Annotated in this window: 27 protein-coding genes and 1 tRNA gene; 12 read left to right on the forward strand and 16 right to left on the reverse strand. The window is 60.3% G+C overall.

The window, feature by feature from the left end; genetic code table 11:
* Positions 1-95: 95 nt before the first annotated feature.
* The 3 genes from C5L12_RS10560 to C5L12_RS10570 form a co-directional block, all read right to left on the reverse strand.
* Positions 96-566 (reverse strand): cupin domain-containing protein, encoded by a 471-nt coding sequence (locus tag C5L12_RS10560; protein WP_105371998.1) that lies wholly within the window; start codon positions 564-566, stop codon positions 96-98.
* Positions 559-1,182: a TetR/AcrR family transcriptional regulator gene (locus C5L12_RS10565; RefSeq protein WP_157949031.1), complete on the reverse strand. Its 624-nt coding sequence runs from the start codon at positions 1,180-1,182 to the stop codon at positions 559-561. The genes C5L12_RS10560 and C5L12_RS10565 overlap by 8 nt, the downstream gene beginning before the upstream one ends.
* Before the next feature lie 101 nt (positions 1,183-1,283).
* Positions 1,284-2,384, reverse strand: coding sequence for a COX15/CtaA family protein (locus tag C5L12_RS10570; protein WP_105372000.1), 1,101 nt, complete (start codon positions 2,382-2,384; stop codon positions 1,284-1,286).
* A gap of 106 nt (positions 2,385-2,490) precedes the next feature.
* Between C5L12_RS10570 and C5L12_RS10575 the strand changes: the two genes are divergently transcribed.
* Both C5L12_RS10575 and C5L12_RS10580 read left to right on the forward strand, forming a co-directional pair.
* Positions 2,491-2,733, forward strand: coding sequence for a DUF2842 domain-containing protein (locus tag C5L12_RS10575; RefSeq protein ID WP_425350771.1), 243 nt, complete (start codon positions 2,491-2,493; stop codon positions 2,731-2,733).
* A gap of 157 nt (positions 2,734-2,890) precedes the next feature.
* Positions 2,891-4,090, forward strand: a complete 1,200-nt coding sequence (locus tag C5L12_RS10580; RefSeq protein ID WP_245422834.1) for a GNAT family N-acetyltransferase — start codon at positions 2,891-2,893, stop codon at positions 4,088-4,090.
* 4 nt (positions 4,091-4,094) lie between these two features.
* Here the strand turns inward: C5L12_RS10580 and C5L12_RS10585 are convergent, their stop codons facing one another.
* Complete coding sequence (locus C5L12_RS10585) at positions 4,095-6,311, reverse strand: GumC family protein (RefSeq protein WP_105372003.1); 2,217 nt, start codon at positions 6,309-6,311, stop codon at positions 4,095-4,097.
* Between the two features lie 184 nt (positions 6,312-6,495).
* Between C5L12_RS10585 and C5L12_RS10590 the strand changes: the two genes are divergently transcribed.
* The 7 genes from C5L12_RS10590 to C5L12_RS10620 all read left to right on the forward strand — a co-directional run bounded on the left by C5L12_RS10590 (position 6,496) and on the right by C5L12_RS10620 (position 12,368).
* Positions 6,496-7,086 (forward strand): polysaccharide biosynthesis/export family protein, encoded by a 591-nt coding sequence (locus C5L12_RS10590; protein WP_105372004.1) that lies wholly within the window; start codon positions 6,496-6,498, stop codon positions 7,084-7,086.
* 7 nt (positions 7,087-7,093) lie between these two features.
* Positions 7,094-8,254: a glycosyltransferase family 4 protein gene (locus C5L12_RS10595; protein ID WP_105372005.1), complete on the forward strand. Its 1,161-nt coding sequence runs from the start codon at positions 7,094-7,096 to the stop codon at positions 8,252-8,254.
* An 81-nt stretch (positions 8,255-8,335) separates the two neighbouring features.
* Positions 8,336-9,889, forward strand: coding sequence for an undecaprenyl-phosphate glucose phosphotransferase (locus tag C5L12_RS10600; RefSeq protein WP_105372006.1), 1,554 nt, complete (start codon positions 8,336-8,338; stop codon positions 9,887-9,889).
* On the forward strand, positions 9,886-11,151 hold the full coding sequence (locus C5L12_RS10605; RefSeq protein ID WP_425350772.1) for an O-antigen ligase family protein: 1,266 nt from the start codon (positions 9,886-9,888) through the stop codon (positions 11,149-11,151). The genes C5L12_RS10600 and C5L12_RS10605 overlap by 4 nt, the downstream gene beginning before the upstream one ends.
* A 30-nt stretch (positions 11,152-11,181) precedes the next feature.
* The gene (locus C5L12_RS10610; protein WP_105372007.1) at positions 11,182-11,478 is read left to right on the forward strand and encodes a helix-turn-helix domain-containing protein; all 297 of its coding nucleotides are present in this window, start codon (positions 11,182-11,184) and stop codon (positions 11,476-11,478) included.
* Between the two features lie 207 nt (positions 11,479-11,685).
* The gene (locus tag C5L12_RS10615; RefSeq protein ID WP_105372008.1) at positions 11,686-11,874 is read left to right on the forward strand and encodes a hypothetical protein; all 189 of its coding nucleotides are present in this window, start codon (positions 11,686-11,688) and stop codon (positions 11,872-11,874) included.
* A 173-nt stretch (positions 11,875-12,047) separates the two neighbouring features.
* Positions 12,048-12,368, forward strand: a complete 321-nt coding sequence (locus tag C5L12_RS10620) for a hypothetical protein (protein ID WP_105372009.1) — start codon at positions 12,048-12,050, stop codon at positions 12,366-12,368.
* A 93-nt stretch (positions 12,369-12,461) separates the two neighbouring features.
* Here the strand turns inward: C5L12_RS10620 and C5L12_RS10625 are convergent.
* The 8 genes from C5L12_RS10625 to C5L12_RS10660 form a co-directional block, all read right to left on the reverse strand.
* Positions 12,462-12,538: transfer RNA gene (locus C5L12_RS10625), tRNA-Pro, on the reverse strand.
* Between the two features lie 147 nt (positions 12,539-12,685).
* Positions 12,686-13,177 carry a BA14K family protein gene (locus C5L12_RS10630; protein ID WP_105372010.1) on the reverse strand — a complete coding sequence of 164 codons (492 nt, stop codon included), beginning with the start codon at positions 13,175-13,177 and terminating at the stop codon, positions 12,686-12,688.
* Between the two features lie 111 nt (positions 13,178-13,288).
* Positions 13,289-13,825, reverse strand: coding sequence for a MerR family transcriptional regulator (locus C5L12_RS10635; RefSeq protein ID WP_105372011.1), 537 nt, complete (start codon positions 13,823-13,825; stop codon positions 13,289-13,291).
* A gap of 156 nt (positions 13,826-13,981) precedes the next feature.
* A complete protein-coding gene (locus C5L12_RS10640) occupies positions 13,982-14,320 on the reverse strand; it encodes an integration host factor subunit alpha (RefSeq protein ID WP_105372012.1) in 339 nt (112 codons plus the stop codon).
* Positions 14,321-14,439: 119 nt separating this feature from the next.
* Positions 14,440-15,411 (reverse strand): beta-ketoacyl-ACP synthase III, encoded by a 972-nt coding sequence (locus C5L12_RS10645; protein WP_105372013.1) that lies wholly within the window; start codon positions 15,409-15,411, stop codon positions 14,440-14,442.
* Between the two features lie 19 nt (positions 15,412-15,430).
* On the reverse strand, positions 15,431-16,477 hold the full coding sequence (gene plsX / locus C5L12_RS10650) for a phosphate acyltransferase PlsX (RefSeq protein WP_105372070.1): 1,047 nt from the start codon (positions 16,475-16,477) through the stop codon (positions 15,431-15,433).
* 148 nt (positions 16,478-16,625) lie between these two features.
* A complete protein-coding gene (locus C5L12_RS10655; RefSeq protein WP_105372014.1) occupies positions 16,626-17,192 on the reverse strand; it encodes a YceD family protein in 567 nt (188 codons plus the stop codon).
* 6 nt (positions 17,193-17,198) lie between these two features.
* The gene (locus tag C5L12_RS10660; RefSeq protein WP_105372015.1) at positions 17,199-17,735 is read right to left on the reverse strand and encodes a ubiquinol-cytochrome C chaperone family protein; all 537 of its coding nucleotides are present in this window, start codon (positions 17,733-17,735) and stop codon (positions 17,199-17,201) included.
* A gap of 224 nt (positions 17,736-17,959) precedes the next feature.
* Here C5L12_RS10660 and C5L12_RS10665 point away from each other — a divergent pair, with 224 nt between their 5' ends.
* The gene (locus tag C5L12_RS10665) at positions 17,960-18,493 is read left to right on the forward strand and encodes an outer membrane protein assembly factor BamE (RefSeq protein WP_105372016.1); all 534 of its coding nucleotides are present in this window, start codon (positions 17,960-17,962) and stop codon (positions 18,491-18,493) included.
* Between the two features lie 86 nt (positions 18,494-18,579).
* On the opposite strand, the gene C5L12_RS10670 is transcribed toward C5L12_RS10665, so the two are convergent.
* From C5L12_RS10670 to ribH, 4 genes are all read right to left on the reverse strand, one after another.
* The gene (locus C5L12_RS10670; RefSeq protein ID WP_105372017.1) at positions 18,580-20,721 is read right to left on the reverse strand and encodes a sodium-translocating pyrophosphatase; all 2,142 of its coding nucleotides are present in this window, start codon (positions 20,719-20,721) and stop codon (positions 18,580-18,582) included.
* Between the two features lie 216 nt (positions 20,722-20,937).
* Entirely contained in the window at positions 20,938-22,161 is a 1,224-nt protein-coding gene (locus C5L12_RS10675; protein WP_105372018.1) for an MFS transporter, read from the reverse strand.
* A 15-nt stretch (positions 22,162-22,176) separates the two neighbouring features.
* The gene (gene nusB / locus C5L12_RS10680) at positions 22,177-22,656 is read right to left on the reverse strand and encodes a transcription antitermination factor NusB (RefSeq protein WP_105372071.1); all 480 of its coding nucleotides are present in this window, start codon (positions 22,654-22,656) and stop codon (positions 22,177-22,179) included.
* Between the two features lie 4 nt (positions 22,657-22,660).
* Complete coding sequence (gene ribH / locus C5L12_RS10685) at positions 22,661-23,119, reverse strand: 6,7-dimethyl-8-ribityllumazine synthase (RefSeq protein ID WP_105372019.1); 459 nt, start codon at positions 23,117-23,119, stop codon at positions 22,661-22,663.
* A gap of 175 nt (positions 23,120-23,294) precedes the next feature.
* Here ribH and C5L12_RS10690 point away from each other — a divergent pair, with 175 nt between their 5' ends.
* Together C5L12_RS10690 and C5L12_RS10695 are read left to right on the forward strand one after the other, a co-directional pair.
* Positions 23,295-23,807, forward strand: a complete 513-nt coding sequence (locus tag C5L12_RS10690; RefSeq protein ID WP_105372072.1) for a GNAT family N-acetyltransferase — start codon at positions 23,295-23,297, stop codon at positions 23,805-23,807.
* Between the two features lie 94 nt (positions 23,808-23,901).
* Positions 23,902-25,056, forward strand: coding sequence for an HD-GYP domain-containing protein (locus tag C5L12_RS10695; RefSeq protein ID WP_170109080.1), 1,155 nt, complete (start codon positions 23,902-23,904; stop codon positions 25,054-25,056).
* Position 25,057 lies beyond the last annotated feature (1 nt).

Here is a 25,057-nt window from a genome sequence, read left to right on the forward strand (position 1 = left end):
GCCATGCCCCAAGGACGGGCGGTCGGAAGATTTACCGACAGTCGGGTTGAGACAATTGCCAAAAACGGGCCATTGGGTGATGCCCCGTCCCAGCTTCAGGCTGCCTGCAGGATGTGAATGCCGTGGGTTTCGGTCAACGCCATGATCCGCTCGATTACCTCCGGCGTTGGCGGGCCTGCCGGCGGTTCATGGCTTGCGGCGGCTTCGAAGAAACCCATCATCCCGTCATCAACGATGGCCATCATTATTGCCGGCTTGGAAGAGGAATTACGATAGGCATGCGGCGCATGGGTAGGAATGGTGACGACATCGCCGGCCACAGCTTCGACTTCGGCGGGCTTTCCGTCCACCATACTCCATATGGTCATAGTACCCTCCAGAATGCGGAAGATTTCCGGAGAGGCGTGCATATGCGGCGGCGTGCCGCTTCCCGGCGGCACCAGCACGTCGATGACGTTGAACCCGGTGCCTTCCAATTTGCCTCGCTTCATCACCTGGTCGCCCATGACCCAGAAGACGCCGGCGCTCGCGGCCGAATGGACCCTTACGGAAAAATTGTCATTCATCTCTTTCGTCCTTCGATATGCGCCCTTCCCGTCTTGCCGCATCGAGCAGAGCGCCAATCGCCCATGCAGCCGCTCTTCCCGCCTCCTCGCCGGATAGCCCCCAATAATCCTTCATGGTTTGCCAGGCCGTAGCACTGAAAAGCAGCTGGACCGTCGCCTCCAGCTGTCGCGCCCGTTCGGGTTGGAGAAGGCTCGACACGTCCGAGAGACTTCTTTTGAAGGCTGCCTGCCGCTCGTCGTTGGCCTGCAGCCGCATCTGTCGGCCCGGGCCGCTCGCATGGGATGCGCGCACGATGCCTTCGATGCCATCCAGCGATGCGAAGAGTGCCGGCGGCAGATCGACGAGATCGCGCTCGCTCTCGGGCCAGAAGCGCACGCCGAGCGAGGCATTGGTGCTCTGCCAGAAGGCCGAGAGCAGATCCTCTTTGGTCGGAAAATGACGAAAGATGGTCCGGCGATTGACGCCACTCACCTCCGCCAGTTCGTCGAATCCGAGAGCGCTGTCCGGATCGCTTTCCAGTATTGCCCTGACGCCGGCCAGGATGCGCTCTCGCGTCTGCTGTGCCTGTTCCGTCCGTAGCGGACTTTCGTATTTTGTCACTTTCAGTGTATTCATGTCATTTATAATGACACGAATATCGAGCGCCGACAACCCAACAAATAAGGCGGACGGAAATAGATTTGCCCGCCTTGGAAAGGCCCTTTGATGATGGGAGATCAGCTGCGGGTAACGACCGCCGTTTCGGGAGGATATTCTCCGATGAAACCGCGCCAGTGGGCTATGGCAAATCCGAGAACGATCATGGCCATGGCCTGATGGGTAAGCGCCAGATGCATGGGAACCTGCATCACCAAGGTTGAAATCCCGATGAGCGCCTGGATGCCGACCAGCACGAAGAGCAGGATTGAACGGCGGGCATGGGTGCTGCCCGGCGCCTTGGAGAGCGAAACAATCATGTGAACGAGTGTGACGGCAAACAGCAGATAGGCGCCGCATCGATGCGCGAACTGCACCGTCTTCGGATTTTCGAAGAGGTTGATCCACCAGGGCTCTTGAATAAACAGGTCCCCAGGCACCAGCGCGCCGTCCATCATCGGCCAAGTCGTGTAACTAAGGCCGGCATCGAGACCTGCCACCAGGGCGCCGAGATAGATCTGAAAGAGAACGAGGAGAGCGATGCCACCCGCTGCCCAGACGGACTTTCCAGTCGGTGGCGCGTCATGGCTATGGGGCGACAGGCCACGCATAATCCAGACACAGGCGGCGAAGATCAGACAGGCAATCGTCAGATGCGTGGCGAGCCGGTATTGCGAGACGCTGACGAGTTTGCTGAGGCCGGAGGAGACCATCCACCAGCCGATAAAGCCCTGAAAACCGCCAAGTGCCAGGACGCCCACCAGCGGCCAGCGCAACCGCTTTTCAATGCGGCCCGTTAGCCAGAAGAAGAGAAGCGGAGCGGCAAAGACCACGCCGATGGAGCGGGCCAGGAAGCGGTGTGCCCATTCCCACCAGAAGATCGACTTGAATTCGTCAACCGTCATGTCCCTGTTGACCTGCTGGTATTGCGGAATGCGCTGATAAAGGCGGAACTCCTCCTCCCACTCCTCCGCCGAGAGTGGCGGTATCACCCCATGGATCGGCTTCCATTCGGTGATCGAGAGACCGGAATCGGTGAGCCTGGTCGCTCCCCCGACCAGGACCAGACAGAAAAGCGTGAAGATAACGACCCCCAACCAGATACGCACCGCCTTGCGGTCGCGCTCGAGGCGCTTCGTCTGTTTCACGACATCGATGATGACTGCGTTCGTCGCGGACATGGGATACTCCCGTCGCTCGTGGCGAAAAGACGTTCAGACGCCTTTTGTTCTTTGGCGTTGCTTTGCCTCATCGCCCCATGCAAAACAAGCCCCGACACTTTGCGGCATGCCGTCGCGGATAGGAGAAAACGTCTTGGTCCCGCGTTTGAGAAGTTTCATCGGTTCTATTCTCATCATCTTTCTGGTGGTCATTTATGCGTTGGCTGCCACGACCGTCGCCACCTTCATGCTCGCCACCTCGCCATGGTGGGTGCATTTTCTCTATTTCCTGTTCTCCGGCCTGCTCTGGATCCTTCCGGCCATGCTGATCATCAAGTGGATGGCAGGTCCCAGACCTCCCAGGGGCTGAATTTACGGGCGGTTAACCAGCCGCTGCGGTTTGTCCGCAAACCGGACCAAGGATAAACGGATTTTTGGCTCCTCCTCCCTATCGTGCCGGCAAAACGGCATCAGCGGGCGAAGCCATGCAGCAGCGGGGAACCCAATACAAAGAACAGATCGTTCCAATGCCTGTAGGCCCGGCTGCGGGCGACATGGTGCGGTTTGCCGATCTGACACTGCACGTCCTCGACAATCCACAGCCGATCGAAGCCGAGTGGCGCCGTCTGGAGAAGCAGGAAAAGAACTCCCTGCACCAAGGGTTCGATTGGTGTCTTGCCTGGACGCAGGCACACAAGAGCGAGCTCGCCATCCTTCAGGGTGTGGCCGAAGATCGGACGCATCTCATCCTGCCGCTCGAAATCGTCGCAGAAAAAGGCGTGAAGATCGCGCGCTTTCCTGGGGACCGGTTCAACAACCTCAATTCCGGCCTCTTCGCCAATCTCGCCGAGCCCGACACGGAGGAGCTTCAGAACTTTGTTCACGCCGTGCGGACGGCGTTAAAGGGCAAGGCCGATCTGATCGTCCTCGACAATATCCCGCTTGCCTGGCGCGGTACCCGGCATCCGCTTCGCGGACTGGCAACGACCGAAAACCAGAACCGCTCCTTCCAGCTTCCGTTGCTTGGCGATTTCGAGGCGACCATTGCGCAGCTCAACGCCAAAAGCCGTCGCAAGAAATTCCGCTCCTCAAGCCGCAAGCTCGAGGCAATCGGCGGGTATGATTACGTCTGCCCTGAAAGCAGCGCCGAAAAGCATGCGCTCCTGGATCTCTTCTTCCATCAAAAGAGCGAGCGGCTTGCGCAGTTCGGGCTGCCGGATGTGTTCCAGCCGGACGATGTCCGTCAGTTCTTTCACCGGCTGCTGGACGTGCCAGCCGTAGGTCTCGACACTCCGCTCAGTCTCTTTGCCATCCGTCTTCGTGGCGAACATCAAGGCCATGTCGCCGCCATCGCCGGTCTCTCCCGCAAGGGCGACCACGTCATCTGCCAGTTCAGTTCCATCGACGAAAGCATCTGCCCCGAAGCCAGCCCTGGCGAACTGCTGTTCTGGCTGACCATCGAACAATCCTGCCGCGAGGGCGCCGCAGTCTTCGATTTCGGCGTCGGTGATCAGCCTTACAAGCGAAACTGGTGCACGCAGGAAACCGTCCAGCACGACATCCTGCTGCCACTGACTTGGAAGGGATCGCTGCTGCGTCCACTGATGATGGGATTAACCAGGGGCAAGGCGACGATCAAACGCAATCCCCACCTCTACTCCCTGGTTCAGCGCTGGCGAGCAGGCCATAGCCCGAAAGGGCCAGCGCCAGCCTCGGAAGCGGAATGACCAATCAGGCCGCGCGGCGGCGACCGCGCCGCGGCGAATGCAGGTCCCCCGCTTCGCTCATGACCAACAGGTGCCGATAGCCGGCCATCTCGAAATCGGTGACGAGTTTCGCCACTTCGTCGTCCATGAAGCCCGGAACCGAGAGAATGATATCCGCAGTCTCATCGCGCGCCAGACGCGAAACGCCGGAAATCTCGGCAGGCCCGCATTCGACCAGCACCAGATCATAGGCGTCGGCCAGCGCATCGATGATCATCGTCAACCGATCGGCGCCGCGCATGGCCTTGCCCGGATCGGAAGCGCCATGTGGTATGATGTGGGCATCGGAGAGACGATCCCGGTGGATCGCGTCGCCGAACGCGGTCTCGCCGCAGAGCAGATCGGTAATGCCCGGTAGTTTCGGATTTTCGGCCATCAGGCGCGTCGGGCAGGCGGAACCGGTCATGTCGATCAGTGCCACGGTCCGCCCCTGTTCGGCAATCTCGCGGGCCAGCATCACGGTTGCCGTCGAACCTTCGTCACCGCCCGGTGAAATAGCGATCGCCACGGGAACATCGTAACGTTCAAGATAGCGGGCAACCGAGCCGATCGTGAAGCCTTCGTCCTGCGCTTCGACCTGCTCCACCCGCTCCTCCGCCGTCGTTGAGACGAATTTTTCCGAGACCTTGGCGCGTGCCTTGGCCGCGGCCTCGCGCACGTCGAAACGGGCGGCTTCGGCCTGCATCTGATGCACCGGCAAGGGGGAATCGGCGGGAGCGACGGCTGCGGGAACCGGTGCCGGCAAGGTTTTCGCCTCACGGTCAAACTCGACATCGCCCACACCGGAAGGCCGGAGCGCGCGGCCGCTGAAGAGCTCGATGATCATGACGATCAGGCATCCGAAAATGAACGTCGCGAGCGACACCACGGTGACGATCGGAATGATTTTCGGAAAATAAGGTTCGGACGGCTCCACAGCGCGGGAAACGATGCGCGCGTCGGCCGGGCTCGCATTGCTGTCGAGACGCGATGTCGCCTCGCGGAAACGGGCGAGATAGGTTTCGAGAAGCTGGCGCTGGGCAGTGGCCTCACGCTCAAGTGCCCGCAGCCCGACCTCCTCCTCTCCGGACTTGGCCGAATCTGCCTTGAGGCCGTTCAGCTGTGTCATCAACTGACGCTCACGCAGCCGCGCCACCTCCGCATCGTTTTCAAGACTGGCAAGTATCTTCTTGGTTTCACTGTCGATCTGCTGGCGAATGCCACCCAGCTGGGCGCGCAGGCCTTTCAGCCGCGGATGTCCCTCCAGCAATTGGGTGGATTGGTCGGATATCTGGGCCTGCAGATTGGCTTCAGCTTCCTTCAGGCGCTGGATGACCTGCGATCCTACGACGTCGGTCAGCGTATCGGATGCCCGTCCCGCTTTCAGCGCCGCGCGAACGTTTTCAGCCCGCGCTTCCGCATTGGCCCGCTCGGCCCGCACACGGGCGAGCTCGGTTGAAATGTCGTTGAGCTGCTGGGTGGAGAAGCTATTGGTCTCGGTCGTCTGGAAAAGGCCGTTGGAGGAGCGGTAGTCCGCGACTTTCTTCTCCGCCTCCTGAACCTTGCCGGTCAGCCGGACGATTTCCGGTTCGAGCCACCTTGCGGTCTCGGAATGGGTGTCCAGCTTTGCGCCGCTCTGAATCTCGAGATAGACCTCCGCCATCCTGTTGGGAATGTCGGCGGCGAGCCTCTGATCATGCGAAGAGAACTCGATCGCGATTACGCGGGAGTTTTCGACGGGATAGACCTGCAGCTTGTCGCGAAATTCCTGGATGACCCGGTCCTCGGCCTCGAGCGTCATCGGATCCTGTTTGAGGCCGATCAAAACCAGGGGATCGGGCAGCAGGGACTGGGCTGCCGGATCGAATTCCTTCAACTGGGCCAGCTTCAGCTCGCGGACCACGCGCTTGATGAGATCGCTCGACTGCAGGAGCTGCGCCTGGCTGGTGACGTTCAGCGAGTCGAGAACCGGATCGTTCGCCTGCGGCGCGCCCTCTCCTCCCGACAGGTTTGGCGAACGAGATTCTATGAGGAGCCGCGTCTCGCCTTTGTAGCTCGGCTTCATCAGGCTCGCCCCGACAAGGGCGACGGCAGCGGCTATGACGGTGGCGCCGATGATCCTGGCTTTGCGCTCCCATACGGCCGCGATAATCCGCCCGAGATCGATATCCACGTCCTGATTGCTGCCGTTTACGCCTGACATGATACGCTCCAACTACCGGTTTGGGCGGATGGTAAAGGATCATGGTAACGCGAGGGTTAATGGCGGTCCGGGCGACCGTTGCTCGTTAACGCTCGCGAAATTGCGCCGTTCTTTACCGGGCATTAACCCTAACAGACCGATAACGGACGCAATGGTATGAACAGCCGGAGCCCGGAACGCGAAAATGTCCTTCGCCCCCATCAGACACGTGACGGTCAAACACGTGCTTGTGCTCGCACTTGGCGTGGCAGCGACGGCACTGGCCGGCTGCACAAGCTATGCCCCGGCACCGAAAAGTTTTCAGGAGGCGACGATCCAGCCGTATCGGCTCGACAGCGGCGACCGGCTGCGCATCAGCGTCTTTGAGCAGCCGGGCCTGTCGAATTCCTATACGGTCGACCAGGCTGGCTACGTAGCCTTCCCGCTGATCGGCCAGGTCGCGGCCCGCGGCCAGACCTTGCCTGCGCTGGAGGGCGCAATCGCGTCCCGCCTGAAGCAAGGCTATCTGCGCGACCCCGACGTCACGATTGAGGTTGACCGTTATCGTCCCGTCTTCGTGATGGGCGAAGTGGGGCGGCCGGGGCAATATTCATATGTGCCCGGCATGACGGCCCAGAACGCCGTTGCAATCGCCGGAGGCTTCACCTCGCGCGGCAACCAGCGGGATGTGGATGTCACCCGCAAGATCAACGGACAGGTGATTACCGGCCGAACGACGATTGCCGCTCCGGTGCTGGCTGGCGATACGATCTACGTCCGCGAGCGGCTCTTCTGACGAACCAATGACGGAGAGCGCTCCCCTGCGGATACTCCATTGTTTCCGGTCTCCCGTCGGCGGGATCTTCCGCCATGTGCGCGATCTCGTCGAAGAACACCGGGCACTCGGCCACGAGGTCGGCATACTCTGCGACAGCTCGACCGGCGGTGCGCATGAGGACCGCCTCTTCGACAGCATAAGGCCGCAGCTTTCGCTCGGCCTGATCCGCATTCCGATGCGTCGCGCGATCGTTCCGTCGGATCTCGTGGCCATCTACAAGAGTTACAAGCACATCAGGAGCTTGCAGCCGGATATACTGCATGGGCATGGTGCCAAAGGCGGCGCCATTGCCCGGCTGATCGGCTCAGCACTGCGGGTAAACAGGTATCGCGTAGCCCGCCTCTATTCGCCGCATGGCGGCAGCCTGCATTTCGACCGGAACACCTTGTCTGGTCAGGTGGTGCTGCGGCTGGAACGTTTTCAGGAGCATTTTGGAGACGCGCTTGTCTTCGTCTGTGACTACGAAAGGCGGACCTACGAGAGGAAAGTCGGCAAGCCGCGCAAAATATCGCGGGTGATCTACAACGGCATCAAGGACGTTGAATTCGAAACAGTCGAAACAGACCCGGCCGCCCCGAATTTCCTTTATATCGGCATGCTTCGCGACCTGAAGGGGCCGGATGTCTTTATCGATGCCTTCGCTCGCACGGAACGGGCCGTCGGACGCCCCCTGTCTGCTCTCGTGGTCGGCGACGGACCCGACCGGGACCGCTACGCGGCGATGATGGCCGAGCGGGGGCTCGCACGGCGTATCTTGATGCGGCCGGCCATGCCGGCCCGCGAGGCCTTCGCGTTGGCGAAGATCGTCGTCGTCCCCTCGCGCGCCGAGGCCATGCCCTATATCGTGCTGGAGGCCTTGGCAGCCGGCAAAGCCGTGATTGCCTCGCGCGTCGGCGGAATTCCGGAAGTGCTGGGAGACGCAAGTGCCGCGCTCGCCCAACCCGGAGACGCGGAGGATCTCGCCCGCGTCATGAGAGAGGCGGTCGCCACGCCCGATTGGCGGGAGCACGTCATGCCAAAGCCGGACGCCTTCAAAGCAGTCTTTTCCGCCTCCGTCATGGCCCGGGAGATGCTCGGCCTGTACCATAATCTGCTGGGCTCGGACGCTTTGGCAGACTGGCGCTAAAGGCTTCCTTCACCTCTTTTTGCTAGGTCCTTTTCAGTGCCTCCGTCTTCCTTAGGACCGGACGGCGAAAAGGATTGGGCCATGAACAAGCCGAGCAAGTCCGAACAGTTCGACGTCGATAACCTTCGCAGGAAGGTTTCGGAAATTCGTTCCAGCGAAAAAACGCGCGCCGCGGAGGAAGCAACCGTCCTCAATCCGCTCGCCCGGCAGATTGCAGAGCAGTTTCGCAACGACAGCACCTCTCCGGCCATGCTCATCGGCCAGTTCCGCCTGTTCGAGCTGGCAGCAATGCTCGCGATCGGCCTGCTCGTCGGAGCGTTAATGGCTCCCACCGATGCCGGCGGCTTCCTCGCCCGCTTCGCCCTAATCGCCACCGGTACGACCGCCACCGTTCTATTGCTGCAGCTTGCGGATGCCTATCAGATCCCGTCACTGCGCGGCGCTAGCCGCACGGCCAGGCGTGTCTTCGTTGGCTGGACGATCGGCTTTACGCTGACGGCGGCCGCCCTTCACGTGGCGGAAACCGAGCCCTATCCCGTTGCGGTTCTCCTCGTCTGGTTTGCAACCGGCACCGGTTTCCTGCTTCTGGAGCGGCATCTCACCGCCTTCGCCATCCGCAACTGGGCGCGCAACGGCGTCATGGAACGGCGTGCCGTCATCGTCGGCGGCGGGGAGCCGGCAAAGCAGCTCGTGCGCCAGCTGGAACAGCAGCCGGACAACGATATCCGCATCTGCGGCATTTTTGATGACCGAAACAGCGAGCGCTCTCCAACTGTCGTGGCCGGTTATCCGAAGCTCGGCACCTTCGCGCAACTGGTTGAATTCGCCCGTCTTGCGCGTATCGACATGCTGATCATCGCGCTACCCGCGACCGCCGAACAACGCATCCTCCAGCTTTTGCGCAAGCTCTGGGTCCTGCCGGTCGACATCCGGCTTGCCGCCCATGCGAACCGCCTGCGCTTCCGTCCCCGCTCCTATTCCCATGTGGGCGCGGTGCCGATGTTCGACATCTTCGACAAGCCGATCCGCGATTGGGATTCGGTTGCCAAGCGGGTCTTCGACATCCTGTTCTCGCTGGTCGCGATCAGCCTGCTCTGGCCCGTCATGCTCATCGCGGCAATTGCCGTGAAGGCAACCTCCAAGGGCCCTATCCTCTTTCGGCAGAAGCGCCACGGCTTCAACAACGAGGTGATCCAGGTCCTGAAGTTCCGCTCGATGTACACCAATATGAGTGATCAGAGTGCGATTAGGGCGGTCACCAAGGGCGACCCTCGCGTGACGCCAGTCGGGCGCTTCCTTCGGAAATCCTCAATCGACGAACTGCCGCAACTCTTCAACGTCCTGCGCGGCGAACTCTCGCTCGTCGGGCCGCGCCCGCACGCGGTGAGTGCCCAAACCGGCGAGCGCAAATATGTGGACGTGGTCGAGAGCTATTTTGCCCGCCACCGCGTCAAACCGGGCGTTACCGGCTGGGCGCAGATCAACGGACTGCGCGGCGAACTGGACAGCGACGAGAAGATCCGTGCTCGCACGGCCTACGACCTCGATTACATCGAGAACTGGTCGCTGCTCTTCGACCTGAAAATCCTGTTCCTGACGCCGGTGCGGCTGCTTAACACGGACAACGCCTATTGAACGCCAGTGCCAACGATCATCCGGCCCTGGGTCATCCGCACCATTTCGACAGCCGGCTGGCCGCCCTGAGGCTTGCCGGCACCGGCCTGATCGCGTTCGGCGTCTTTCTCTCCGGTTTCGTGATTTCGGAGCCCGCTCCTTATGAACTGATCATGGTCGTTCAGATCAGCATCTGGTTCCTGATCGGTCTGACGATATCGCGCACCGTCGCGCCGCTCCTCGTCCTGCTGCTGACATTCAACTTGAGCGGCCTCACTTCCATGTTCGTCATGAAGGACATGAGCGCAGCGCCGATGTATTTCGCGGTCTCGATCTTTCTGGCGCTCAGTTCGGTCTTTTATGCCGCCGTCATCGAAAACGATCATCGGCGGCTGAACCTTATCTTCAAGGCCTGGGTGACCGCCGCGATCATCACATCACTGCTCGGTATCCTCGGCTATTTCAATGCGTTTCCCGGCGCGCATGTCTTCACTCGCTACAATCGCGCCATGGGCGCCTTCCAGGATCCGAACGTCTTCGGCCCCTATCTCGTGGCGCCGCTGCTCTATCTCCTCTACCGAATGCTGACCGGCCGGCTCATTCAGGCGCCGCTCCTGATCCTCGGAATTCTGATCCTGGCACTCGGGATCTTTCTTTCCTTTTCGCGGGCAGCCTGGGGGCTGCTTCTCTTTGCCGGCGCCGCGCTCGTCATCGTCATGCTGCTGAAGGAACGCACACCGGCCTTCCGTTTGAAGATCCTCGCCATTGCAGTGGGAGCGGCCGTCTTTCTCGCCCTCACGCTGGCAATTGCGCTTCAGTTCGAACAGGTCTACGACCTCTTCATGAACCGGGCCAAGCTGGTTCAGGAATATGACGGTGCGCGTCTCGGTCGCTTCGAGCGTCACAAGATCGGCTTCCTGATGGCCATGGAACGGCCGCTCGGGCTCGGGCCGATGGTGTTCGGAAAGATGTTCGGCGAAGACGAACATAACATCTGGCTGAAGACGCTCACCACCTACGGCTGGCTCGGTGCCGTCACCTATCAGATCATGATCTGGTCGACGCTCTGGTTCGGCTTCCGCTACATGCTGCGCGAACGTCCCTGGCAGCCTTATCTGATGATCGCCTGGGTCATGATCCTCGGCCATGCGATCATCGGCAACGTCATCGACACTGACCACTGGCGGCACTTCTACCTGCTGCTCGGTATCGTCTGGGGCTGCGCGGCACTCGAACATCGCTTTCGTCGCACAGGATCATCCCTACGCCCCGCGAGCACTTGACTTGGGCTCCCGACGCGCCAAATTGTTCCCATGCTGACAGCTTCTCAACTGCGTGCTGCACGCGCCATGACGGGGATAACGGTGGAGGAACTTGCCGCCGCTTCCGGTCTCTCAAAATCCGTGATCGAGGAAGCAGAGGCGGCCCAGGTCTTCGCGGGCTCCGATGTCACCGAGCGCCTGCGCACCATCTTCGAATCAAGAGGCATTCTCTTTCTCGGTGCCGGTGAAGGCGACGATGCCGGCGCCGGTCCCGGCGTCAGGCTGCGCCAGAAGTCCCACGACGAAGGCATCCGGCCGCAGAACCTGAACGCGGCAAACGACGACTGAAGCCGCCCTACAACGACGATACGTCGGTGGGGCAATTGCGGTCCCGGCATCTCACCTTTCCCCGGTAAAAAACGAGCCGCAACGCGAAGCTAATATCGCATAAATTGCCGTTTCGACCGGTTACAATTTTTAACGATAAAAGCGCAAAATTCCCAGGAACAAAAATTCACCATGTGAGTTGACGTTCTAATAATTAAGGGGAAGCTGATGACAACGTATCTCAAAACGGATGAGATCGAGGACCGGGGCCTCAAGAAAGTCTGGAGCGTCGCGGAATTCGCCAAGCGCTACCGACTGGACCGAGAAGAGGAAGCCCGCCTTTTGAAACTACTTGGGCCTTTCGCCTCTCAGCAAGAACTGCTGATGAATGCAAGCCGAGCGCCGCGCTTCAGATAGGCTTTCCGACTGTTCTTCCCATCACTTGAACCGGCTCGGCTCGACGCCTGAAACCCGAGCAGATGTAGTTAGATCTTTCGCCCCATACTTTTCCATCCAGCGGAACCTTTACCCTCCTCCCGTCGTTCGCCAAGCGTGACCAGTTCGCGCCGTAGTGCGCAAGGAGGAACAAGATGATGAAAATGTTGTCGAGTACGGGGCTGATTGCAGCCCTTTCGTTTGGCGCCCTTGGCGCCCTTCCTACATCCGTTTCCGCGCAGGATCTCGAGCTTCGTCTCGGACCTGATGGCGTCCGGCCAGTTATTCGGGACCGAGACCGCGAATATCGCCGCGGCTGCAGCCCCGGCGAAGCACGGGCCGCCGCCCGCGACGAAGGCTTCCGCCGTCCGGAAGTTGTCCGCGTGACCGACCGAAGCGTGACAGTGGAGGGCATGACCCGCAACGGGCCGGATCGCATCCGCTTCGCCAATCGACCGGGATGCCCGGAGATTTAATCGGCCAGCAAAAATGGAGATACGAAAGCCCTGCTTCGGCGGGGCTTTTTCCGTCGTACGTCCGCTTCAATCAGGCAATGGGGGAGAGGTAAATGGTCGGGGCGACTGGACTTGAACCAGCGACCCCTTGACCCCCAGTCAAGTGCGCTACCGGGCTGCGCTACGCCCCGACCAGCTTCTGAACGAAGCATGCCTTCCTTACTGACATGCCACTGTCGGCGCAAGAGAAAAATCCGCCAAAAACAAATCTGGTCAACCTGCAGGAAAGACCGCCATGACCCGCCCTGCCGATCCGGCAGGGCGGATCCTTCTTGAGATCACGAATACGGCGAGTAGCACTGACGGCGCGGGCCGCCGTAAGGCTGGTAGGTATTGTCGTAGGCCCGGTAGGACCGGTAGCGAGAGTAGCACCAGTTCACGTGGGCATTGCCTCCGACATACCGCCGGGGTGTGACGTAACGCGGCTGCGCCAAAGCTCCGCCGATGATGGCGCCGGCGGCAAGACCACCGATGATCGCACCGACGTTGGAATCTCCGCGATGGCGGCGATAATAGCGATCACGGTAGTAGCTGTCCCGGTAGTAGCGATCACGATAATAGCGCCGCGGACCCTCGTCGCGGTACCGCCAATAGCGGCGGCTATCCAGGTAGGGCCCACTCAGCCTGTTATTGTCGCTCCATTGGACGGTTTGGACCGCCGACGGGGTTTCGATCTTCGGCGGGCTGACCGTTGGAAAGGCCTGGGCCTGCGCAATACCGCTCAATGCTGTAATCAAGGACAGTGCGACGACGGCAAGTTTCTTCCTCATAATTCACCTCCTTTAATCCTGTGGAGGAAATGATCCTCCTTTTCGTATGAACAAAGGGTGAATGGTAAATTTGAGGTAACGTTCCCCGGTCGAGAAAAATTGAGAACCCGCTTATCGGACCTGGTCAAGCAACCGCTTGCATTCCAGAAGGTCGAACAGCGCCTCCTGGAGCAGCGCCCTATCTTCCTTGCCGACACTCGACTTGCCGATCGACACCTCGGGCAGATCATCCTCATGGGAGGAGCCGAAACCGAAGAAACGTCCGCTTGGCTTTACCTTGGGCCGTCCTACGACCTGGTCCTCTTCCGAGGCGCTGATCTTCGGCTCGACATGTTTCTCGCTGTTTGCCGCCATGATTGCTTCCATGGTGGCAAGATCGCCCGAAGCGATTGCGGCGACAAACTTGTTGCCGTTGGTCTTCAGGAGCTTCTGGACGCCCTTGATCGTATAACCATGGTCGTAGAGAAGGTGTCGGATACCCTTTAGCAGATCGACGTCTTCCGGACGATAATAGCGGCGTCCGCCCCCGCGCTTCATTGGCCTGATCTGCGGAAAACGCGTCTCCCAAAAGCGCAGCACATGCTGAGGCAGGTCGAGATCATCGGCGACCTCGCTGATCGTACGAAAGGCATCCGGGCTCTTATCCAAGATCAGTCTCCAACAGCAGCCTGCCAACACCGCGGAGGGCGGCGGCCTTTCACGCATATGGGATTATGCGACGAATCGAACATATCTCAACGGTTTGCGCTGAAAGATTCAAGCATGTTCACAGGATTGGAGTGATTGCAGCCGGGGCGGCTCGCATCAGGCAACGGGGCTTGGCGGTTTCTGCTTGGCCTTGCGCGCCGTGTGAGCCTTGAGAATGCGTTGCTTCAGGACGTTCGACGCCTTGAAGGTCATGACACGGCGCGGAGAGATCGGCACTTCCTCGCCGGTCTTCGGATTGCGACCAATACGCTCGTTCTTCGCCCGGACCTGGAACGTGGCAAACGACGAAAGCTTGACCATTTCGCCGCGCACGATGGCGTTGCAAATCTCATCGATGACGGTTTCGACAAGTTCGGCCGACTCCGTTCGGGATAGCCCGACCTTGCGGAATACCGACTCTGCCAGATCCGCGCGTGTTACTGTCTTGCCGGCCATGATCCCCGCCCAATTTTCGAAATTGATCTTGTCAAAGCCGATAGAGAGTATTTTGCTTGAGCGCGAGGGTCAAGCACCTGTGCGCAATGACATATTTGCGTTTCCGCTCAAATTACGCCTCACCAGCGAAGAAGGAGCGCACCCCAGGTGAAGCCGCCGCCCATGGCCTCGAGCATGACCAGGTCGCCCTGTTTGATCCGTCCGTCGCCTGCGGCCACCGAAAGCGCCAGCGGAATCGAAGCCGCCGACGTGTTGCCATGCAAGTCGACCGTCACAACGACCTTTTCGGGCGGGATTCCGAGCTTCTTGGCCGAACCGTCGATAATGCGCCGGTTGGCTTGGTGCGGCACCAGCCAGTCCAGATCTTCCGCGGTCGTGCCCGTTGCAGCGAAGGCGGCTTCGATCACGTCGGTAATCATCCCGACTGCGTGCTTGAAGACCTCGCGGCCCTCCATCCGCAGATGGCCGACGGTTCCGGTGGTGGACGGCCCACCGTCGACATAGAGCTTTTCCTTATGGGTGCCGTCAGAACGGAGATGCGCGGTCAGAACGCCTCGGTCGGCGATCGTCCCCTCGCTCTCCTGTCCCTCCAGCACAAGCGCGCCGGCGCCGTCGCCGAAGAGAACGCAGGTGGTGCGGTCTTTCCAGTCGAGAATCCGGGAAAAGGTCTCCGCGCCAATCACCAGCACACGCTTGGCCATGCCGCCGCGAATATGCATGTCTGCAGTCGCCACTGCATAAACGAAGCCGGAGCAGACAGCCTGCATATCGAAGGCATAACCATGTGTCATGCCGAGGCGATTTTGGATGTTCACCGCGGTCGCCGGAAAGGTGTTGTCAGGCGTTGAGGTTGCGACCAATACCAGATCGATATCGTCCGGGGTCAATCCGGCCTTGGCGAGCGCGGCGCGAGCGGCCTGCTCACCAAGCGACGCCGTCGTCTCCCCCTCGCCTGCGATGTAACGTTGGCGGATGCCGGTGCGCTGGACGATCCATTCATCGGATGTTTCGACGATGCTTTCCAGCTCCTTGTTGGGCACTACCCGCTTCGGCAGAGCTGCCCCGTAACCGCGAACCACTGAACGGATCATTCTCTTTCACATCCTGTCGTCATGCTGCTTCGGGGCCAGCAGGCGGCTGGCGGCGGGCATGATAAACCTTCAAATCCTGTACAATCTTGGCGTTCAGGTCGTTACGCGCCATGTCGTAGCCGACATCGATCGCGGCCGCGAAACCGTCGGCATTGGTGCCCCCATGGCTCTTGATGACGATGCCGTTCAAACCGAGGAAAACCCCGCCATTAACCCTGTTCGGGTCCATTTTCTCGCGCAGCCGGTCGAACGCGCTTTTGGCGAGCAGATAGCCGATCTTGGCAAAGATGGTCCGCGACATGGCTTCACGGAGAAGCGTCGCGATCTGCCGCGCCGTTCCCTCCGCCGTCTTCAAGGCGATGTTGCCGGTGAAGCCCTCGGTCACCACCACGTCCACGGTACCCTTGCCGATGTCATCGCCCTCCACGAAGCCGTGATAAGCGATGGTGGGCAGATTGGCTTCGCGGATCAGCCGTCCGGCCTCCCTCACCTCTTCCTGGCCTTTCACCTCCTCAACGCCGACATTGAGAAGGCCGACGGTCGGCCGGTCCACCTCAAAGAGCGCGCGGGCCATGGCACCGCCCATCAGGGCGAAATCGAGGAGCTGCTGCGAATCGGCACCGATCGTCGCGCCGATATCCAACACGATGCTTTCGCCCTTCAACGTCGGCCAGATGCCGGCGATCGCCGGGCGCTCGATATTGGCCATGGTGCGCAGACAGAATTTTGCCATGGCCATCAGCGCACCGGTATTGCCGGCGGAAACCGCGACATCGGCCTCGCCGAGCTTCACCGCCTCGATCGAACGCCACATGGTCGAGACATAACGGCCACGACGCAACGCCTGGCTCGGTTTCTCCTCCATGCTGACGGCAAGTTCGCACTCATGAAAGACCGATTTATCGCGCAGCTTCGGGTATTTGGCCAGCCACGGCTCACATTCGGCCTTCAGCCCATAGATGAGGAACGTCACATCCGGATGGCGATCCAGCGCCTTGGCGGCGCCGGGAATGACGACCTCGGGCCCAAAATCGCCACCCATGGCGTCAAGAGAAATTCTGACCACGCGTTCCTGATCCTTATCCTTCGCCGGGCACATGATCCAATTACAGGTCATGCGCCGGTTCTAGCGTCTTCTGTGGCCTTGCTCCTGCGCGGCGCTGCCGGCGAATTCGTGGCCAAAATATAGTTTTTGTCGCTGCTTACAACAGCCGTCAGTCCTTTTTCCAGTCTTTCAGGGCAGCAAAGGGATTCGGGCGGCCCGACGTCCCGTCTTCATCGCCTTCCAAATGGGTGGCAAATTCGACACCGGCCTTGCGCGGATAAGGATCGATGGCAAGGGCCGCAAATTCGGCAACGGCCACGCCGGCGTCTATGGTGTCGCCGGCAAATGTTTCCGGGAGGTCGGGCCCTTCCGGATCCAGTACCATCTCGGCTGCCTCGTTCGTAACGATCCGAGCAAGCTTGGAACCCTCCGGCACGAATATCTGCTCGAAATCCTCATCGATCTTCGATTCGACCGGATCGAGCGTCACGACGCAGGACTGCACGATATCTGCCGTAACCCGCCCCTTCAGCCGAACACCGTCCTTTTTCCAGCGCGTAATCTGCAGGTCCGCTATCAACGATTTTACGAACACGACCTGCCAAAGCGTCGCCAGGTCGGCACATTCCCGTTCATTCGCCTCCAGATGCACGGTCACCGGATTGGCCGATATATGCCCTACCTTCACAGGATAGGAAAAAGGAGGCTTTCCGCCCCCGTCATGGATGTTCTTCATGCAACCTCACTTCCCCGGCAAAGGCAGAACGGCCTGCCCGCGGGAAACCTCATCTTCGGATACGCCGGCAAGTGCTGCTTCCGTCGCGATCATCCATCCTGCTAGCCCAAGCATTGCGGGTGCATCTGCCGTTTCCGGATAGATATTGCGCCGAAGCGCATCCGCAAGCTTTTCGGTGTCGCCTGCCTCGAGAGCGGCAGCATAGCTCTCGAGCCTTCCATAAAACATGCCCGCAAGCCTCTTCATGCGCTTGGGCACACCCTGGTCGCCGATTCCGAGTTCGCGGATGGAGTGGTCGATATCCTGGAAAAAGGCGTCGACAATTTCCTGGGCAAGCTCTTGTCCGCTTGCTTCGGACTTTGCGGTGCGGCGGAAGAACAGGATCATCACGATCGACAGCATCTCGAAACGGCCCATGACAGTGTCGGGCACGTCGAGGTCACTGTAGAAGAAAGGAATGCGCGCAGCCGAGGTCAAAGCTGCATATTGCCGATCAACGATCGCCCGGTTGTGGTTCTTCTTCTTGAAAAGCCTGAAAATCATCTGAATTCCCGTTATTTGCCTCCACGAAGATCTCCGGCTGACGGTCGGCCATGTTGCATGGAAACGAAAGCTGGTTTACCGAAGCAGGCACGAATTGCAATGCCGTTCCGCCGGTCAGCGAACGGGGTCGTGATCCTTTCGCCCCGCATAACGGCAAGGATCAGCCTGATGTCCCCGAATAGCCACAATGGTATGAACAGCAGGGACGGGTCGAGTTTTGGGGGATGCGGTTGAACAAGCGGGTTTTCGGGTACGAGATGACATTCTTGAGTAAGACCGCGACGGCGATTGTCGTCGCATCCATGACCGTGTCCGGCTGCACATCGATGCAGCTTGGCGATACCATGTACAACGGCTACGTCATCGACCAGCAGTCGCTGAACCTCATTCCTGAGGGGTCGAGCCGCGAACAGGTGCTGCTGACCATGGGTACGCCGTCGACGACGGCGACCTTCGATACCGAAGTGTTCTATTACATTTCCCAGAAGCGCGAACGCGCCGTGGCGTTCATGAAGCCCCGGCTGGTCGATCAGACCGTGCTGGCGATTTATTTCGACAAGAACGGCACGGTGGCCCGAAAGGCCAATTACACCATGCAGGACGGCAAGGTGTTCGACACCATTTCCCGGACGACGCCGACAGGCGGCCGCGATCTGACCTTCCTGCAGCAACTTCTTTCCGGCGGCGCTGGCGCTGCAGGCGCAGGTGCGGCAGCAGCGCGCAACCTCCTCGGCGCGGGCGGGCTCGGCAATCGCTAAGCGCCGGTCTTATCTATAGAAAAGGCCCGCGGGAGACGCTCCCGCGGGCCTTTTGTTTGTCAGACACGTTTCTGTCAGGCGGGCTCTCAGCCGGCAAGAACCGCAAGCAGCAGAAGAGCTACGATGTTGGTGATCTTGATGGCCGGATTGACGGCAGGACCGGCTGTATCCTTGTAGGGATCGCCCACGGTATCGCCGGTGACGGATGCTTTGTGCGCCTCCGACCCTTTGAGGTGCCGAGTGCCGTCCTTGTCCACGAAACCATCTTCGAAGCTCTTCTTGGCATTGTCCCAGGCACCACCGCCTGATGTCATCGAGATCGCCACGAAAAGGCCGTTGACGATCACCCCGAGCAGCGAGGCGCCAAGTGCTGCAAAGGCTGACGCCTTGTCGCCACCGGAGATCAGCAGAACGCCGAAATAGACGACGATCGGCGCGAGCACCGGCAGCAGCGACGGAATGATCATCTCGCGGATCGCGGCCTTGGTCAGGATATCGACGGCTCTGCCATAATCCGGACGCTCCGTCCCCTGCATGATGCCGGGCTTGTTTCGGAACTGCATGCGCACTTCCTCAACGATGGAGCCGGCAGCGCGCCCGACGGCAGTCATCGCGATGCCGCCGAAGAGGTAAGGGATAAGACCGCCGAAGATCAGTCCCGCCACGACATACGGGTTTGAAAGATCGAAATTGATCTCGCCGACGCCGTTGAAATAGGGATACTGGGCGCTGTTGGCGACGAAATATTTCAGGTCGTTGGAATAGGCCGCAAAAAGTACCAGGGCGCCAAGGCCGGCCGAGCCGATGGCATATCCCTTTGTCACTGCCTTGGTGGTATTGCCGACCGCGTCGAGTGCATCGGTCGATTTGCGCACTTCCGGCGGCAGGTGGGACATTTCGGCAATGCCGCCGGCATTGTCCGTGACGGGGCCGAAGGCGTCGAGCGCAACGATCATGCCGGCAAGGCCGAGCATGGCGGTGACCGCGATCCCGGTCCCAAACAGGCCGGCAAGCTGGTAGGTGGCAATGATGCCGCCGACGATAACGATGGCCGGCAAGGCCGTCGATTCAAGCGAGACAGCAAGTCCCTGGATGACGTTGGTGCCGTGACCGGTCACAGACGCCTGGGCGATGGAGTTGACCGGGCGTTTGTTGGTGCCGGTATAATATTCCGTGATGACGACAATCAGTGCCGTCACCACGAGGCCGAGAAGGCCGCAGATGAAGAGGTTTGTGCCGGTGATTTCCCGGCCGGCCACGGTACCGATCGTGCCCCAGCCGATGGTCAGCGAGGTGGCGGCGCCAAGCCCCAGGATCGACAGAAGCCCGGTGACAATCAAGCCCTTGTAAAGAGCCCCCATGATGGAGCCATTGGCGCCAAGCTTAACGAAGAAGGTGCCGATGATCGAGGTAACGATGCAGGCGCCGCAGATGGCCAGCGGATAGATCATCGCGGTTTCCAGCACCGGTGCGCCGGCAAAGAAGATTGCAGCGAGGACCATCGTGGCGACGACGGAAACGGCATAGGTTTCGAAAAGGTCGGCCGCCATGCCGGCGCAATCGCCGACATTGTCGCCGACATTGTCGGCAATCGTCGCGGGGTTGCGCGGATCGTCCTCCGGAATGCCCGCTTCGACCTTGCCGACCAGGTCGCCGCCGACATCGGCTCCTTTGGTGAAGATGCCGCCGCCGAGACGGGCAAAAATGGAGATCAGCGAAGCGCCAAAGCCGAGCGCCACAAGGGCGTCAATGACTTCGCGCGAGCCGCTCGGGTGCCCCAAGCCTGCGGTCAGCACCCAGTAATAGATGGAAACGCCGAGGAGAGCGAGACCCGCAACCAGCATGCCGGTGATGGCACCTGATTTGAAGGCGATGTCGAGACCGGCAGCGAGGCTCTGCGAGGAGGCCTGGGCGGTGCGGACGTTGGCGCGAACCGAGACATGCATGCCGATGAAGCCCGCGGCGCCTGAAAGCACGGCACCGATAATGAAGCCGAGCGCGGCGGTGCCGGATAGAAGCAGCCAGGCGAGAATGGTGACGACAACGCCGACCATGGCGATCGTCATGTATTGGCGCGTCAGATAGGCCTGTGCGCCTTCACGGATATAGCCGGCGATTTCCTGCATGCGCTGATTGCCCTGGTCGGCAGCCAGAACTGAACGCGTCGCCCAGGCGGCATAAATGATCGATAGCAGGCCGCAAACGATCACACCTAAAATTACGGTCATTCGCTTCTTCCTCTCCCTAAGCCCAGGCGGAACATTCCACCGGCCATGCACCCCACAACGTACCACCCTGTCCCCGGGACATTCTGGACCGTCGCTGTACTCCACGCGCATTCTCGCGCAAACGACCGAATCCCCTCCCAAGAATCCAGGGTCGATCACGCGGAGGCGAGATTGCGGTGGACTTGAATTGGCGTCAAGCCCCGAGAGGGCAAGACTCTAGGCGGATTTTGCGGAAGAGGATTTCAGCATCAAGGCCAGCACGAGAACCAGGCAGACAATCGCAACTGGCCAGATGATCAGGTTCATGAACGACCACCCATAGGCCGTGAATATCTTGCCGGACGAGAAGGAGGAGAGAGCGACCGCGGTGAAGAGGATGATGTCATGGAACCCCTGCACCTTATCGGCCTCATGGGGCCGATAGCTCGAAGCGACGATTGCCGTCGATCCGATGAAACCGAAATTCCAGCCGATGCCGAGCAGCACCAGGGCTCCCCAGAAATTCCAGAGCTCAATGCCCATATGCGCGATGACCGCACAGCCCATCAGTATGACGAAGCCGGCAGCCACAATCTTTTCCACGCCGAAGCGGGAAATCAGCATGCCAGTGAAGAAACTTGGAGCGAACATGGCAAGCACATGCCACTGAATGCCAAGCGTCGCCATCTCGGTCGGGAAGCCGCAACCGATGACCATCGCCAGCGGCGCTCCCGTCATCATGAAGGTCATCAGCGCATAGCTGCTGATGCCGCAGATCATGCCGGTCAGGAATCTTTGGCTGGAGACAATTTCAGACAGCGGGCGAGCCGGCATGGTTGCCGTCGAGCTGGAGGTCATTGCCGGCAACCTGAGTGGCAGGAGCATCAGAACCGCAATGAGAAACAGGGGTATGATCGCGATGAAGGCACCGGCAAAAAGCACCGGCGCCGCCAGGTCTTTGGTCCAGATGGCCAGCTGCGGGCCGAGGATGGCCGAAACGATCCCGGCTGCGAGAATCCAGGAAATTGCCTTCGGCTTGTAGAAGGAAGGCGAGGCATCAGCAGCAGCAAAGCGGATCTTCTGCGTGGCGCCGCCGCAAAGGCCCATCAGCAGCATCCCGAGCGCAAAAAGCCAGAAGTTCGATTGAAACAGCGCGACCGCGCCAAGGCCGGCGCCAACCGCGCCGAGAACAGCTCCGAGCATGAAACTCTGTTTGCGGCCCAAAAAACGGGACGCAACGGCAATCGCGACGGCACCGACTGCCATGCCGATATTGAAACCGGTGAGAGGAGCCGTCGCCAGCGACTTGTCGTCGCTCAGCAGTTGGTAACCGACCAGGCCGCCCAGCGAAAAGACCACCGGCGGCGCCGATCCCAGGATCGCCTGGGCCGCGGCAAGCAAGGCGACACTGCGACGGGCCGTGCGCAACTGTGTCTGAAGTCCGTCCACCACGCCGTCCATGCCGCTATCCTTCGCTTATTTCTTGGTGTCGCCCCGCACCTGCTTGGCGATGCGGTCGAGAACCGCGTTGACGATCCGCGGTTCTTCCTCCGCGAAGAAGGCACGCGCGATCTCGACATACTCTGTCACGATGACCGCGACCGGCACGTCTTTGCGCTCGAGGATCTCGAAGGTGCCCGCGCGCAGAATGGCGCGCAGCGTCGAATCGAGGCGGGAGAGCGGCCAGTCCTCCTGGAGCGACGAACGGATCAGCGGATCGATCTTCACCTGGTCGCGGACGACGCCTGCGACGATCGAGCGGAACCAGGACGGGTCGGCCTTCAGATAGGTGTCGCCGTCCAGTTCCTGGCCGAGCCGGTGCGCCTCATATTCGGCCACGACTTCGAGAACGCCCGTGCCGCCGATATCCATCTGGTAAAGCGCCTGCACGGCCGCGAGACGGGCCGCGCCCCGCTGGTTGGCCGGCTTCACCGGATGTTCGTCTTCCTTCGCCATAAATTCAACCACCATTCAGCTTTTCGCGCAGCGCGATCATGCTCAGCGCCGCACGCGCGGCAAAGCCGCCCTTGTCCTTGTCCGCCCGGCGCGCACGCGCCCAGGCCTGGTCGTCGTTCTCGACCGTCAGAATGCCGTTGCCGATCGCCAGCGATTCCGAAACCGCAAGATCCATGAGAGCCCGAGAAGACTCGTTTGCAACGATGTCGAAATGATAGGTCTCGCCGCGAATGACCATGCCGAGCGCAACGAAGCCGTGGTACTCCGTACCGCCCTCTTCCGCCGCATCGAGCGCCATGGCGATTGCCGGCGGAATTTCGAGCGCGCCGGGCACGGTGACAACGTCATAGGTCGCACCGGCTTCTTCGAGGGCATGGGTCGCGCCGTCGAGGAGCGCATCGGCCATGTCATCGTAGAAACGTGCCTCGACGATCAGGATGTGTGGAGCGGTTTCACGCGACATGGTTCACCTTCATGATATCGGGCCGGTTCAGATCTGGCTTCGGCAGGCCGCGGTCAAAACACGCGACGGACAGAATGGCAAGCGAATTTAGCTGATCGCAGGGATGCGAATCAGGAATATCTCCTTCGGCGGCGTTGTGGAAGCGGCCGCTTTTGATCCACCGGAGTTTGCGATAATGATTCCGACCATCGAAACCGAACGACTGATCCTTCGCCCGCATCGGCTCGACGAATTCGAAGCCTATGCCGATTTCTGGGCTGATCCCGACGTGGTCCGCTTCATCACCGGCGTCCCTTCGACACGCGAAAACAGCTGGGGGCGAATGTTGCGGGTCACCGGCATGTGGCACCTGTTAAGATTCGGCTTTCTGGCAATCGAGGAAAAAGGCACCGGCCGCTTCCTCGGCGAGGCCGGTTTTCAGGACATGCGCCGAGACTTTCAGCCGACGATTGAGGGGACATTGGAGACCGGATGGGCGCTCATTCCTTCCGTACATGGCCTCGGCTACGCAACTGAAGCTGCCGGCGCCATGGTCGAGTGGGGTGCGGCACACTTTCCGGATATGGAGATGACCTGCATCATCAGCCCCGAGAACGGCGCATCGCTTCGGGTTGCCGCCAAGCTGGGTTTCCGCGAAATCGCAAGGGCCGACTATCACGGACCAATCGTGGTAATGTCGCGCCACTGAACCGACGCTTCCATAGTGTTAATTCTGGCACTTTTCTTCTATTAGTCAGTTTTAATATATAATGAACCAGACAAGCGGGAAGATGGACGGCCTCGTGAATCAGAATCCTTTTCCAGCCAACCGCGTGGACGACCTGATCTTGCAGATGTCCATGGCGCGCGGCATCGACGGGATCATGGCAGTACTGCGTCAGTCCGCCCGCGACCTGATCGGTGCCGATGGCGTGAGCTTCGTCCTTCGGGAAAACGACAGGTGCTACTATGCCGATGACGACGCAGTCGCGCCGCTCTGGAAGGACCGACGCCTGCCATCGGAAAGCTGCATTTCCGGCTGGGCGATGAAACATGGCGAACTGGTCGTCATCGAAGATATCGCTCGGGACGACAGGATCCCACACGCTGCCTATCAGGGCACCTTCGTTAAAAGTCTGGTTGTGGTTCCGGTACGGAAGGAAGATCCGGTTGGCGCAATCGAAGCCTATTGGGCCAAGGCGGAGCGCCCCTCGGAAGAGGCCGTCCGCCTTTTGCAGCGGATAGCCAATAGCGCCGCCGTCGCGATGACCAATGTTGCGCTGATCAACGCTCTTGCTGCCGCAAAGGAGGAAGCTGCACGCGCCCGCGATGCGTTGATCCTGGCCATGGCTTCGCTTGCCGAAACGCGTGACTATGAAACCGGCAATCACATTCGCCGCACCCAGCACTATGTGCGGGCGCTCGCCGAAGCTCTGAAGGAACAGGGAGTATATGCCGAGGAGCTGAGCGACGAGGCGATCGACCTGCTCCATAAGTCGGCGCCGCTGCACGATATTGGTAAGGTCGGCATTCCCGACAGTGTCCTCCTGAAACCGGGCAAGCTCGATGCGAAGGAATACGAGGTCATGAAGAGCCATGCCGAGCTCGGCCGGGCGGCCATAGCCACCGCGGAACGCTATATGGGATCGGCCACGCCCTTCCTAAGCGTCGCCAGGGAAATCGCCCATACCCACCATGAAAAGTGGAATGGTACAGGCTATCCCCGAGGACTCCAGGGGGAGGATATCCCGATCGGCGGCCGGATCATGGCGATCGCCGACGCCTATGACGCCCTGGTCTCCGAGCGGATATACAAAGCCGCCATGTCGCATGACGAAGCCGTCGACATCATCGTCAGGGACGCCGGAACACATTTTGATCCCGGTCTGGTCGAGGTCTTCGCGAAGATCGCTCCGCGGTTCAAGGAGATCCATGGGCAGTTCACCGACAAGGAATAAC

This window comes from Neorhizobium huautlense, from assembly GCF_002968575.1.
Classification (GTDB): Bacteria; Pseudomonadota; Alphaproteobacteria; order Rhizobiales; family Rhizobiaceae; genus Neorhizobium; species Neorhizobium huautlense.